This is a genomic window from uncultured Rothia sp., assembly GCF_937976295.1.
In the GTDB taxonomy this organism is placed as follows: domain Bacteria; phylum Actinomycetota; class Actinomycetes; order Actinomycetales; family Micrococcaceae; genus Rothia.
Genome location: NZ_CALJRY010000146.1, coordinates 1 through 13076, shown reverse-complemented (window position 1 = coordinate 13076; position 13076 = coordinate 1). Strand labels below are relative to the sequence as shown.

Annotated in this window: 9 protein-coding genes and 1 pseudogene; 5 read left to right on the top strand and 5 right to left on the bottom strand. The window is 61.6% G+C overall.

Translation table 11 applies throughout. The features are described 5' to 3' along the window. The 3 genes from Q0216_RS03890 to Q0216_RS03880 form a co-directional block, all read left to right on the top strand. Positions 1-702, top strand: a 702-nt coding sequence (locus tag Q0216_RS03890) for a cbb3-type cytochrome c oxidase subunit I (protein WP_298593081.1), incomplete at its 5' end; no start/stop codon positions are given. A gap of 2 nt (positions 703-704) precedes the next feature. After that, the gene (locus Q0216_RS03885) at positions 705-1535 is read left to right on the top strand and encodes a transposase (protein ID WP_298593079.1); all 831 of its coding nucleotides are present in this window, start codon (positions 705-707) and stop codon (positions 1533-1535) included. Between the two features lie 296 nt (positions 1536-1831). Continuing rightward, complete coding sequence (locus Q0216_RS03880; RefSeq protein WP_049359470.1) at positions 1832-2605, top strand: slipin family protein; 774 nt, start codon at positions 1832-1834, stop codon at positions 2603-2605. A 470-nt stretch (positions 2606-3075) separates the two neighbouring features. Here the strand turns inward: Q0216_RS03880 and Q0216_RS03875 are convergent, their stop codons facing one another. The 4 genes from Q0216_RS03875 to Q0216_RS03860 form a co-directional block, all read right to left on the bottom strand. Next, a complete protein-coding gene (locus Q0216_RS03875; protein ID WP_298593083.1) occupies positions 3076-3405 on the bottom strand; it encodes a hypothetical protein in 330 nt (109 codons plus the stop codon). Continuing rightward, a complete protein-coding gene (locus Q0216_RS03870; RefSeq protein ID WP_298593076.1) occupies positions 3365-3769 on the bottom strand; it encodes a bifunctional hydroxymethylpyrimidine kinase/phosphomethylpyrimidine kinase in 405 nt (134 codons plus the stop codon). The genes Q0216_RS03875 and Q0216_RS03870 overlap by 41 nt, the downstream gene beginning before the upstream one ends. 337 nt (positions 3770-4106) lie before the next feature. Beyond that, positions 4107-5858, bottom strand: coding sequence for an ABC transporter ATP-binding protein (locus Q0216_RS03865; protein WP_298593074.1), 1752 nt, complete (start codon positions 5856-5858; stop codon positions 4107-4109). Between the two features lies 1 nt (position 5859). Then, positions 5860-7746 carry an ABC transporter transmembrane domain-containing protein gene (locus Q0216_RS03860; protein WP_298593072.1) on the bottom strand — a complete coding sequence of 629 codons (1887 nt, stop codon included), beginning with the start codon at positions 7744-7746 and terminating at the stop codon, positions 5860-5862. Between the two features lie 400 nt (positions 7747-8146). On the opposite strand from Q0216_RS03860, the gene Q0216_RS03855 reads away from it, so the two are divergent. Further along, positions 8147-10747, top strand: coding sequence for an RNA helicase (locus tag Q0216_RS03855; protein WP_298593070.1), 2601 nt, complete (start codon positions 8147-8149; stop codon positions 10745-10747). Positions 10748-10870: 123 nt separating this feature from the next. Beyond that, a complete protein-coding gene (locus tag Q0216_RS03850) occupies positions 10871-12304 on the top strand; it encodes an alpha/beta fold hydrolase (protein WP_298593068.1) in 1434 nt (477 codons plus the stop codon). A gap of 101 nt (positions 12305-12405) precedes the next feature. Here Q0216_RS03850 and Q0216_RS03845 read toward each other — a convergent pair. Next, a pseudogene (locus tag Q0216_RS03845) lies at positions 12406-13076 on the bottom strand (TerC family protein); the annotation flags it as partial.

Genomic DNA, 13076 nt, shown 5'->3' with positions numbered 1-13076 from the left:
GTTGAGGCGTGGGGCTTCATGCAGCTGGGTGCTCGCCAGTACTCCAACCGCACCAAGCCTTTCCCGCACCGTTGGGCTGTCATGTTCCTGATTGCTGTGGGCTTCTGGAACTTCCTCGGCGCTGGTGTGTTCGGCTTCCTGATCAACCTGCCGATCGTGTCCTACTTCGAGATTGGTACCGCGCTGACCGCAAACCACGCACACGCCTCCATGATGGGTGTGTACGGTATGCTCGCGATTGCGTTCGCGGTGTTTGGTCTGCGCTACCTGCTCCCGGAGAACAAGTGGCCTGAGAAGGGTCTGAAGTTCTCCTTCTGGACCCTGAACATTGGTCTGCTGTGGATGTCCTTCATCTCGCTGCTGCCGCTGGGTATTGCTCAGCTGTACAAGTCCGTGGGTGAGGGCTACTACGAGGCTCGTTCCTTCGCGTTCATTCACGACGGTGCTTCCGCCGTGATGGGTTGGATGCGTATGCCCGGCGACGTGATCTTCCTGGTCGGCATCATCCCGCTGATCAAGCTGGCGCTGCTGGGTATCAAGGAAATCTTCTCCAAGAACGCTAAGGAGACCGTCCTGGAGCTGCCCGAACCTCCGCTGTATGAAGAGGTTGAGGACGCTCGCATCGCAGAGTTCGCCGGCGCTAAGGCTGCCGAGGAGCTGCCCGAGCAGACCAGCCCCTACCGTAGCGATCGTCGAGGCTAACCATGCCTGAGCAGATTGCTGGAGTTTCTTTCCTCGTGTGGCTGGCCTGCGCGTACGCGCTCGGCCTGGTCGCCGTGGGTTGGGGCTTCGATATTCTCGCCAAGCGCACCAGCCAGCGCATGGTGGCGGCGCGAACCTTCGGGTTCACCTACCACGAAGAGAGCGACGCGTGGCTCTGCCCCGAAGACCAGTGGCTGTGGGCGACCGCATTCGACTCGGATAACCGAGTGATGCGTTACCGCGCCAAGCCCAGCGTGTGCAACACCTGCCCGATTAAGGACAGCTGCACCGTCTCGGCGAACGGCCGCGAGCTCACCCGTGAAGTGGACGAATGGCCCTACTCCGAGTCGGGTCGTTTCCACCGCGGGCTGGCGGTTGCCGTGTCGCTGCTGGGTGTGGTCATCCTGATTGGTGCCGCTATCGTCTGGCACTCCCCGCTGGAGCTTCTGGTGGAGGGTGCCACCGCGGTGGTCTGCCTGTCGCTGACCTACCCGCTGGCTGTGAAGCTCATGCGTTCCCCCGCGAACTTCGAGAACGATCCGAAGCATATTCACGCATCCACCGCCGATGAGTCGGTGAACGTGAAGATGGATCGTTTCGCGGCGAAGTGGGGTGGCGTTTCGAATGAGCGTAAGCGCCGTACCGATCAGGCACGCAAGCAGATGATTGCGGAGGCAACCCTGCCGGTTCGCACCTCTGCCCTCGACCCGGACCGCCCCGCATGGAGCGGTACCGGCACCTCGGTTAAGCGACTGCACAAGACCACGAACGAGGTCTTGCAGGAGCAGAACCTGGCTGAGGTTGAGGCGGCTGAGGAAATGGCGAAGAAATAGCGCTGCATAGGTTTTTCCGTTCCGGCGGCTGACCGGCTGGCCGGTCCCGTCTGTTAGCTTCGGTGGCTACCCCGTGTGGATTTCTCTTTTCTTCCTCTTTTGAGCTTCCATGCGGGGTGCCTCCGGGGCACCGGCCCACCGCGACGTCGCCGGGACGGAAAATTCCCCTCCCTAAACCCCCACACACAGCCCGGTACCGGGCAACCCCTACTACACACCCCTACTACCTGCACCGTATGAGGCGCGGGCAGGTGGGCACACATACCGTCCTCCCCCAATACTTGTGAAGGAAAACCATGGATCCCGTCACTTTGGCAACTATCCTCATCCCAGTTGCCGTCATTGTTCTTTTTATTCTGATTCGTATGTTCCGCGTCATCCCCGAATACGAGCGTGGCATCTCGTTCCGCTTCGGTCACCTGCGTTCGGAGCTGAAGCCCGGCCTGAACATCGTGTTCCCCCTCGTTGACTCCCTGCAGCGCGTTGATATGCGTGTTATCACCCTGACCATTCCCCCGCAGGAAGTCATCACCAAGGACAACGTCCCCGCCCGCGTGAACGCCGTGGTGCTCTTCCGCGTGACCAACGCCAAGAACGCTGTGCTTGAGGTTGAGAACTACCCGATTGCCACCAGCCAGATTGCGCAGACCACCCTGCGTTCCCTGCTCGGTCGCGTTGACCTGGACACCCTGCTCGCACACCGCGAGGACCTGAACGAGGACCTGCGTTCCATCATCGGTTCGCGCACCGAGCCGTGGGGTATTCAGGTGGAGCTCGTCGAAATTAAGGACGTTGAGATTCCCGAGGCTATGCAGCGCGCCATGGCCCGCGAGGCTGAGGCTGAGCGTGAGCGCCGCGCAAAGATCATTTCGGCACGCGGTGAGCTGGAGGCTTCGAGCGAGCTGAAGGAAGCATCCGACATTCTGAGCCAGTCCCCCGCCTCCCTGCAGCTGCGTTACCTGCAGACCCTGCTGGAGCTGGGTGCTGACCAGAACTCGACCGTGGTCTTCCCGCTGCCCATGGACGTGATCGGCCCCCTCGTGGGCGCACTCAAGGGCGAGAGCAAGTAGGCTGCTCCCCTTCCCTGATGTACCAGCCCGAAGTACTAGCCGCGGCGGCTGATCCGCAGCGGTGAGAAATAGAAATATCCCGTGCAGATGAGAGTATCTGCACGGGATATTTCTATGCGGGATTCATACGTCGATGCTTTCAGAAGGAAGGCGTTTGGCCCGCCGCGGGGGTTGGATGAGGTGGTTGCGGCGGGCCAAACTTTCCTAGGTCGGTTACACGCCGTAGAGGTGCGGGCGCGGCAGGTACATCAGCCAGTTGGGTGAGGGCCGGAATCCTACCGCAAACGGTTTTCACCGACGCCTTAAGCATAACCGGCACAACCCCCGAACCGGCGGCAGTTTGAGTGAAGCATCAATCACCCATCTCACGCCATGCCGGGGCGGTATTCAGCCCAGAATCGGCGCCTAAAACATCGGTACCTCAAGCACCGGCGAGCGGGCTACAGCGCAACCCCTAGCGCCGGCACCCGTCAGCTAACGTAGCGCCCGGTGCGCCTGGTCAAAGAACTCACGCTCGTACACGCACGCCGACAGGTACGCCTGCGCCGCACGCACACGCTGAGCCGGTGAAGCCGCCTCAACGCACGCTCCACCTCCGCGAGGCTACGCGCCACATCCGCGGCGAACTCTTCGCCACCGTACATGCTCAGCCACTCCGCGTACGGGTGGTCCGCGTGATTCTGCGAGGAGAGCACAGCGCCCACCTCTTCGTACAGCCAGTAGCAGGGCAAAACCGCGGCGGCACCGACCACGTAATCCTCACCGGCGGCGGAAGCACGCAGGAAATTCGTATACCCCATCGTAATCGGCGAGGGACCACCCAGACGCGCACGGTTCGCCAACCAGCCCTCGTGCAGCTGCGATTCGGCGGCAATCGCCTCGTGCGCACCGGCTGCCCAGTGCACCTGCGGCGATGGATTCGTGGAGCCAGTGGGTGCTCCACTGCAGGGCGCGGTGGGCATCTTCGCTGGTCAGGGCTTTCTTCTGCTCTTCAAGAGAATCCGCGGCATCGGTGTGCTGGAGCAGTTCCACGCCCAGGCGGGTTGCCAGAGAGGAGGTCACGCACATGCCGTAACCGCCGGATGCGGTAATGGACTTGAGGTCCGCCTGAATGCCCGCACCGCCGGAGGGGTCGGTTCCCGCAATAGAGAGAACCCTCGGCACCCTCAACATCTAAGGTGCCCCGGATGCCCCGTATGCCCTGTATGCCCTTCGTTGGGCTGGGCGGGGCCGCGGGTCAGCGGGTTGCGGGCGTCTCAAGGCACCCCATATCGCTCTGCCAGATTATCACAATGATTCTCAGTAGCCGAAGGTTTTTCGGGTGACCGGTGAATCTCTCCGAAATTTTCCTTTGAGTCTTGCGTTCTTGCGGCAGCTCCCTGCCGCCGTTTTCAGTGCCCCCTGTTCGGAAACCACCCGTTAAACAGGCAGTGCCCGGCACCGCTTTACGCAGTGCCGGGCACTATCAGCCGGGCTTATCTACAGGGCTTATCCGCCGGGCTTAGGTCAGGGCGAAAATCTCTGCCGGGGAGCCCTCCGCAATAATCCTGCCCTCGTGCAGCAAGACCGCACGGTCAGCCAGGGAGGCGATACGAGCATCGTGCGAAATGATGAGCACCGCGCGGTTCTCCAGCACGGCACGCAGGGACTCGGTGGCGTCCGCGAGTTCCAGCTGGGTGGTGGACTCGTCCAGAATCACGGCGTGCGGGTCGGCAAGCACGATACGTGCCAGCGCCAGCTGCTGAATCTGGTCGCGGGTCAGGGGCGAATCCGCGCCGCTGACGACGGTATCCATGCCCTGCGGCAGGTCGCGCCACCAGCGGGCACCGACAGCGTCCAGCGCCTCGCCCATCTGCTCGACGGTTGCATCCGGCACGACCACCGTAAAGTTATCGGCGAGAGTACCGAAGAAGACGTGCGCTTCCTGGGTGCAGACCAGCAGGCGCGGGCGGCCGTCGGCGGCGGCATCGGTCGGGAAGTCGCCGTGACCGACGGGGCGACCCATCACAGTAATGGTGCCGTCCAGGGCGGTCAGCGAACCACCGATCAGGCGCGCCAGGGTGGTCTTACCCGAACCGGAACGACCCACCAGAGCGAGCGCCTCACCGCGGCGAATCTTCAGGTTGATGTCTTCAAGCACCAGGGCATCCGGCGAGTAGCCGTACGAAACCTGGGAGCAGTCAATGGCGTACTCCGGGTTCTTCACGGCTTCATCAGACACGGCGGCGAAGGCTTCGGCACGGTGCTGTGCACGCGCCTCACGCTGTTTCTTCGCCAGGGACACCACGCCGAACACGCGGCCCATGTTCACGAGCATGATGCGCAGGTTACTGACGTGGTGATTCAGCATGTCGGTGAGGACTCGCAGGCTGAACACCATGACCGAGGCGGTCGCCACGGCACCCCAGCTTGCCCAGCCGAGAGCCACGCAGGCGGCACCCCAGAGCATGCACAGAATCGTGGGCATCCAGGCGTTGATAGCGTCCACGGTGAAGTACAGCTGGCGGATGCGCACCATGCCCAGCTGCGCGCCAAACAAACGTTCCTTGTTCTCAGCGGAGAAAACCTCTTCACGGGCGGCGTGAACACCCAGCTCACGAATCGTGGAGGTGCCGCGAATGTTCTCGGTCAGCACGCTGTTGAGGTCACTCACACACTCCTGGGCGGTCTGGTTGCGTGCCGCCATGAGCGGCAGCATCTTCGACATGATGAGGGCAAGACCGGCAATCATGGGCAACATAATCAGACCCATAGCCGGGCTCACAAACGCCAGGGAAATGGTGGAGATAATGAAGTACAGCACCACGTAGACTGCACCGAGAAGGTCTGTACTGACAGAGCTTGCTGCCGAGGACAGGTCGTCGGTCACGCGGGTGAGCAGGTCGCCGCTGCCTGCTTCTTCCACGGTGCGTGCATCCAGGTCGAGGGTACCGTCAAGGGTGTCCTGGTTGGTGTCGCGGGTAACGAGCGCGCCCAGTCGAGCCGCACTGTACGAGGAGACCATGAGGGTCACCGCCTGCACAATGAACGCCGCCAGGATAATCAGAATCGGCTCCCACGGGTAGCTGGCGAACTTGCCCGCCACCACGTCATCCACGGTGGCACCAATCTGTAGAGGCACCACCGCACCCATGAGGGTGCTGACCATGTAGATGACGAAGGTGTAGAGGGCTCGCCCCTTATGCGCCGCGAGGTAGTGCCACATGTGGCGTGCCACGTAGGCGGGGGTTTCGATGGGGAGCTGCTTTGCCATGCTAGTTCACCTCCTGATTCTGAGTGGTTGAGGGAGTTTCCGAGTCGGTGACGGGGTATCCGTCACGTTCCATGCGGCGGGTTGTCTCCGCGGTCGTGGAGACAACGTAGACCTGCTCCAGATTCTGTAGCAGGCCGGGGTAGCCGACGGGCAGGCGGTCGCTACCAATCTGGGTTTCCAGCGCGTCGTAGATGTAGCGCTGGCTGGGTTCGTCCACGGAGTTCAGCGGCTCGGTCAGGATGAGCACCTGCGCATCCTGTGCAAGTGCGCGGGCGAGTGCCAGACGCTGACGCTGACCACCGGAGAGGTTCGCACCTTCGCTGGTGATGCGGGCGGCGAAGTAGTCTTCGGGGTTGCGTCCACCCAGGCGGTAGGCGATTTCGCGGGAGTCGGTAATCTTCAGCAGCTCCTGGTCCTTTGCCTGTGCCAGCTCCGCATCGGGGTTCGGCACGGTGCCCAGGCGCAGGTGCTCCTGCAGGGTTCCCGCAAAAATCATGGGGTTCGGTTCGCTCAGCAGCACGCGGCGGCCGGAGGCGTCCTTGAGGTCCTCTCCCCCGCGTCGCAGGGTGCGGGCGAGCGCCTCGGCGTAGTCCTGCGCGGTGAGGTCGTAGTCGCGCGGGTTGACGTACACGATGCGCTGGTTGCTGGCACCGGCGGGGGCGACGGGTACGGGCACCTCAAGGGTGCTCGCCTCAACTGCCTGTTCGGCGAGTGCCAGCTGCGCCATTTCTTCGTCGGTACGCGGCTTCTTCAGCACGCCCTGGCGTACGCCAGCGTGACCTTCGAGGCGGGCGATTTTGGCGAGCGCAATCTTGGCGTAGCGCCATTCCGTCAGGAAGTTCTGGGTAATCCAGACGGGGCCACCCATCATCGCAATAATGGAGGCGACGGTCACCAGGGACGCGGCGGGGGTATCGGAGACCCAGTGGCCGTTTTCGACGTGGCCGGTGAGGGCGAAGCCGATGCCGAGCAGGGTCACGGCACCACCGAGGAAGGCGCGGATGAGGAACATCCAGCGGTGCGTCTTTTCGTAGCCCATGTAGCTGTCGAAAACTTCGTCGGTGCCGCGGTGGTAGCGTTCACGCATCTGCTCTTCGGCGCCGAGGCCAGCGATGGTGCGCAGGCCGGTGGCGATGTCGGAGGCGCGTGAGGAGGCTTCGCCGTCCTTCTCACGGTAGTCGCCAATCTTCGATTCGAGGAAGGACGAGTACCAGGCGATCACACCGACCACGATGAGCGTACCGATGAGGGTCACGACCGCGGTGACAGGGTTGATGAGCCAGAGCTGCACGGCACCGAGGGTCGCGATAATCATGGCATTGACGAACAGTGGCAGTGAGAAGTAGACGTTGGTAACACGTCGTACGTCTTTGTTCATGACGGTGACTGCTTCACCCGCGTCAACGGTTGTGCGGGTGCGTCCCATGAGCCGGTTGATGTAGGCGCGCCAGTCGCGGCCGAGTTCGGCGCTGAGCGTCATGGAGGTACCCCAGCCGAAGAACTCGTTAATCACGATGAAGGTGATAGCGGCGACGACGACCCAGAACATGGGCCAGGCGTCGGGGGCTTTTCCGGCGATGTGCTGGCTGATGAATTGACCCACCATGACGGGGATCAGGATCGCGCCGATACCTGCGGTGGTTTCTCCGAGGATGGGGATTACCCAGCGGTGCCAGGGGTATTTGTGTCCTGGCGCGGTGACGCGCAGGGCGAGGCGCTTTTTGAGGGCTTCTTCTTCAGCCTTGCGCAGTTCGCTGCCGGTTATTTCCGGTGCAGCTTTTTTCTGTGCGGCTTTTTCCTGCGTGGTTTTGTTATGCAGGGTTTCTTCGTGCGCAGCTTCTTCACGCGCAGCGTTTTCTTGTGCCTTGTCAGCGTTGTATTCAGTCATTCAACGTCTCTCCTTTCTCTTACCCTATTCCTTTATCAATGTGGCACGCAACACTATGAGTGTTTCAGGTGGGGCGTGTCGTCATTTTTGTGCAACGTATCTGGGGCGTGTATCAGCGGGTATCAGCCGCACACTATGCGCCGTCACCCATCGGCGGATTTGCGGCATCAATCGGCGGAATTGAACCTACGCGGTGATTAATGTGGCATGGAGCCTATGGCATAAAGTCCTGCGCCTTCACTTTCCGAGTACAGACCTTCTGAACGGCAGACCTTCTGAGCGTAGGGTCGTGCATCACTGCACTTAAGGCGCTTTGTCCTACCTTACCTGAACTTTATGGTTTTCCCTCGTAACGATAACGCCCCCGCGCCCGCCCTATTCCCGATAGACTGGAATTCTCATGAGTATTTTGAATTTTCTTTCTCCCTCGCTGGGCGAGAACCCCGGCGACTACAATCGACGCGATTTTAAGGGCAACCCCCTCACCGCCGAAGAAATCTATGAGGCATTCACCGAGTGGATTTCGACCCGCGGCATGACCCTGTACCCCGCCCAGGACGAGGCTGTTCTGAGCATTGCCGCCGGGCATAACGTGGTGCTGGCAACCCCGACCGGTTCGGGTAAGTCCACTGTGGCTGTTGCCGCGCATTTTACGGGCCTGGCGACCGGTCAGCGTTCCTACTACACCGCCCCCATTAAGGCGCTGGTGTCTGAGAAGTTCTTTGACCTGATCAATATTTTTGGTGCCGAGAACGTGGGCATGATTACCGGCGACTCCGCCATTAATACGGAGGCGCCCATTATCTGCTGCACCGCGGAAATTCTCGCCAATATTGCCCTGCGCGAGGGTAAGGATGCGGACCTCTGCCAGGTCATTATGGACGAGTTCCATTTCTACTCTGACCCGCAGCGCGGCTGGGCGTGGCAGCTTCCCCTGCTGGAGCTTCCGCAGGCGCAGTTCCTGCTGATGAGCGCAACCCTGGGCGATACGACTCGCTTCCAGGAGGAGATGACGGCGCTGACCGGTCGCGAGAGCGACCTGGTGGCTCATTCTGAGCGTCCCATTCCGCTGCATTTCTACTACTCCACCACCCCGGTTCAGGAGACGGTGCAGGAGCTCGTGCAGACCAAGCAGACTCCGGTCTACATTGTGCATTTCTCGCAGAAGGCGGCGCTGGAGCAGGCGAATGCGCTGCTGTCGGTGGCTATTGCCTCGAAGGAAGATAAGGAACGCATTGCCGAGCTGATTGCGAAGTTCCGTTTTGGTCCGGGCTTCGGTAAGGCGCTGAATAAGCTGGTGCGTGCCGGTATCGGTATTCACCACGCGGGCATGCTGCCCAAGTACCGCCGCCTCGTGGAGCAGCTGGCTCAGGAGGGTTTGCTCAAGGTGATTTGCGGTACCGACACCCTGGGTGTGGGCATTAACGTGCCCATCCGTACCGTGCTGATTACGGCGCTGTCGAAGTTTGATGGTGCCCGCAGCCGCCGCCTGCGTGCCCGCGAGTTCCACCAGATCGCTGGACGCGCAGGCCGCGCCGGTTTTGATACCGCCGGCACCGTGGTGGTTCAGGCACCCGAGCACGATATTGAGAATGCTCGCCTGCTGGCGAAGGCGCAGGCGAAGTTCGGCGACGACACCAAGCGCATTAACCAGTCGCTGTCCTCCAAGCGTAAGAAGGCACCGGAAGGCTTCGTTGGCTGGTCCAAGAAGACCTTCGAGCAGCTGGTAGAAGCCGCCCCGGAGCCGCTGACCTCCTCCTTCGACATCACCCATTCGATGCTGCTGAACCTGATGCACCGCCCGGAGAACCCGGTCATTGCCGCGTACCGCATCATCCAGGAGAACCACGAGAGCCCCGCGCGCCGCCGCGAGCTGCTGCGCAAGGCAATCGGCATCTACAAGGAGCTGCTGACCGGCGGCGTGATTGAGCGAACCAACACCCCGGACGAGCACGGCTCCTACCTGCGCCTGACCGAGGACCTGCAGGATAACTTTGCCCTGAACCAGCCGCTGTCCGCTTTTGCGGTCGCCGCGCTGGAACTGCTCGACCCCGAATCCCCCAGCTACGCGCTGGATGCGCTCTCCCTCATTGAGGCGACCCTGGAATCGCCGAACCAGGTGCTGTACGCGCAGGAACGCAAGGCGAAGAACGAGCTGTCGGCACAGTTGAAGGCGGACGGTGTGGACTACACCGAACGCATGAACGAGCTGGACAAGGTCACTTACCCGCAGCCTCTGGCGGAGCTCATTGATCAGGCGTACACGACCTACAAACAGTCCGCACCGTGGGTTGCGCGTTTTGAGCCGCGCCCCAAGTCGATTGTGCGTGACATGTACGAACGCGCGATGGGCTTCAACGACTTCGTGCAGTACTACTCGCTGGAACGCGCCGAGGGTGTGCTTCTGCGTTACCTCTCTGACGCGTACAAGGCGCTGCGCCACACCATCCCCGATTCTGCCGTGACCGACGAGCTCGACGACATCATCGAGTGGCTGGGCGAGCTGGTACGCCAGACCGACTCCTCCCTGGTGGATGAGTGGGAGAAGCTGGCTGCCGGCGAAGACACCGCGACCATTGCCGCCGAGCACGCCTCCATCGAGGAGGAAGAGCCGCCCGCCGTGACGAAGAACCTGCGCGCCTTCCGCGTGATGGTGCGCAACGCTCTCTTCCGCCGTGTGGAGCTCTTCGCTGATGAGCGTGACCGCGCCCTGGGCGCCCTGGACGAGTGGTGCGGCTGGGACGCCGACCGCTGGGCGGACGCCATGGACGACTACTTCGACGCCTACGACGACATCTACACGGACGCCGATGCGCGCTCGCCTCGCCTGGTCAGCATGGATGAGGACACCGCCGCGCATCCGGGCGTGTGGAAGGTTCAGCAGAGCTTCGCCGACCCCGAAGATAACTTTGACTTCGGTATTCGTGCCGAGGTTGATTTGGCGGCCTCCAATGAGGCGGGGTACCCGGTGCTGAAGATTCTGAGTGTGGGCGAGTTCTAAGGCTCCGCCTGAGGCTTCGTCCGAGGCTCCACTTGAGACTCCATCTAAGGCTCCGCCCAGATGTTGCCCATAGTGGGCTAGAATACAGAGTATCTATCTATTTGAATGAAAGAAGGTTCACCGTTGACCGTTTCTTCGCTTCCCAAGGTTGAGTACCGCAAGGGTTCGGTCGTCAAGCACGACGGCTACGAGATTACCGACCACTGGTTCCAGGTCCCCCTGACCCACGGTCTGATTTTCTCCAAGGGCAAGGATGCCGCTCTCTCCTCCCGTTTCGCGGACCAGACCATCACCGTGTTCGCCCGCGAGGTCGTGAACACCAACGAGACCCTGACCGTTTCGGCTGATAAGCGTCCTTACATTGTGTACCTGCAGGGCGGCCCCGGTTTCGGTTCGCCGAAGACCGGCTCCATTGGCGGCTGGATTGCTGAGCTGGCGAAGACCCACCGCGTGATTCTTCTGGATCAGCGCGGTACCGGCATGTCTTCCCCGCTGTCTGCTCGCAACATCACCGCTGTGGGTGACCCGCAGGTTCAGGCTGAGTACACTGAGCTGTTCCGTGCGGACTCCATCATCGCTGACGCGGAGGCAATCCGCGAGGTGCTGCTGGCTGACCGTGCCGACAAGCGCTGGTCCACCATTGGTCAGTCCTTCGGCGGCTTCCTGACCCTGTCCTACCTGTCGTTCGCACCTCAGTCGCTGCGTGACTGCCGCATCACCGCGGGCCTGGCGCCGATTCGTACCTCCGTGGACAACGTCTACCAGCACACCTTCGACCGCATGAAGGAACGTGTTGAGGAGTACTACAGCTGGTTCCCCGAGGACGCTGAGCTCGCTACCCGCATTGCTGAGCACCTGCGCACCCACAAGGAGTACCTGCCCACCGGTGAGCGTCTGACCGATCACCGCTTCCAGATGGCTGGTCACTTCCTGGGTGGCCGCTGGCGCGAGCGCGGTCTGCACTACTTCCTGGAGACCGCTTTCGCTGAGGGTAACGACCACCTCTCCGATCAGTTCCTGACCGCTATGGGTGCCGAGGTGACCTTCCAGGCGAACCCGCTGTACGCCCTGATGCACGAGACCATTTACGCTGACGGCCCCGCTGACGGCGTTCTGCTCGGCATCCCCGGATACGAGCTGTCCCCCTCCCCCGCGCCGACCAACTGGTCTGCTGCTCGCGTGGCGGCGTCCCGCCCCGAGTTCGCGCCGGATGCGGATCGTCTGCTCTTCACCGGCGAGCACATCTTCCCCTGGTACTACGAGGAGGATCCCTCGCTGCGTCCGCTGGCTGAGGTTGCTAACCTGCTGGCTGAGAAGAAGGACTGGGGTCGCCTGTACGACCACGCACAGTTGCACAAGAACGAGGTTCCCGTGGTGGCTGCGGCGTACAACCCGGACGTGTACGTGGACTTTGAGCACTCCATGGAGACCGCTCGCTGGGTCGGCAACACCCACGTGTGGACTTCGAAGACTCACCACCACGACGGTTTCGGTTCTGACTCGCTGACCATTCTGGGTCACCTGAAGAACATGCTGGCTGAGGTTCACAACCAGTAAAACTTTCAATAGAGCGAAGCCCCTCACCCCGGTTAATCCGGTGTGAGGGGCCTTCGTGTAAGCGCTTAGCCTTCGTGAGACTACGAGCGCAGTAGCTCAAACTACTTGGAGGAAGAGTGCGTATCCTGTGCGGTGCGGGCACGCATCACGAGGGCGTGGTATTCTTCTTCCTTCTCAATCAGCTCTTCACGCAGCTTGGCGGGAATGGCGTTGAGCTTCTCGGTTTCCTGCTGCCAGCGGGCGGTGATGTCCGCGCGTTCGGCGGCGGGTGCATCATCGGGCAGTGCCAGGTACTTCTCGGAGAGCGCCTGAACACGCTGGATGGTCTGCAGTGCGCGGCCCTTGGGGCTGAACAGCGAGACAAGCACGGTAATAATCAGGATGCCCACGATGACCATGAGCGACGTTTCGGTGCTGATTTCGATGACGTGCACGGGCTCGCCATGGTTGATAAACGGCAGGTTGTTCTCGTGCATTGCGTGCAGGATGAGCTTCACACCAATGAACGCGAGGATAGCCGCCAGGCCGTAGGAGAGGTAGACGAGGCGGTCCAGCAGGCCGTCAATGAGGAAGTACAGCTGGCGCAGACCCATGAGAGAGAACGCGGTCGCGGTGAACACAATGTAGACGGACTGGGTGAGGCCGAAGATCGCGGGGATCGAGTCGAGTGCGAAGAGCAGGTCGGAACCGGCGATAGCGACCATGACGAGCATCATGGGGGTCATGACGCGCTTGCCGTTTTCGATGGTGAAGAGCTTGTCGCCGTCGAAGT

Coding starts and splice junctions, on each gene's coding strand:
- Q0216_RS03885 (WP_298593079.1), top strand. CDS start 705: ATGCCTGAGCAGATTGCTGGAGTTTCTTTCCTCGTGTGGCTGGCCTGC.
- Q0216_RS03880 (WP_049359470.1), top strand. CDS start 1,832: ATGGATCCCGTCACTTTGGCAACTATCCTCATCCCAGTTGCCGTCATT.
- Q0216_RS03875 (WP_298593083.1), bottom strand. CDS start 3,405: ATGGGGTATACGAATTTCCTGCGTGCTTCCGCCGCCGGTGAGGATTAC.
- Q0216_RS03865 (WP_298593074.1), bottom strand. CDS start 5,858: ATGGCAAAGCAGCTCCCCATCGAAACCCCCGCCTACGTGGCACGCCAC.
- Q0216_RS03860 (WP_298593072.1), bottom strand. CDS start 7,746: ATGACTGAATACAACGCTGACAAGGCACAAGAAAACGCTGCGCGTGAA.
- Q0216_RS03855 (WP_298593070.1), top strand. CDS start 8,147: ATGAGTATTTTGAATTTTCTTTCTCCCTCGCTGGGCGAGAACCCCGGC.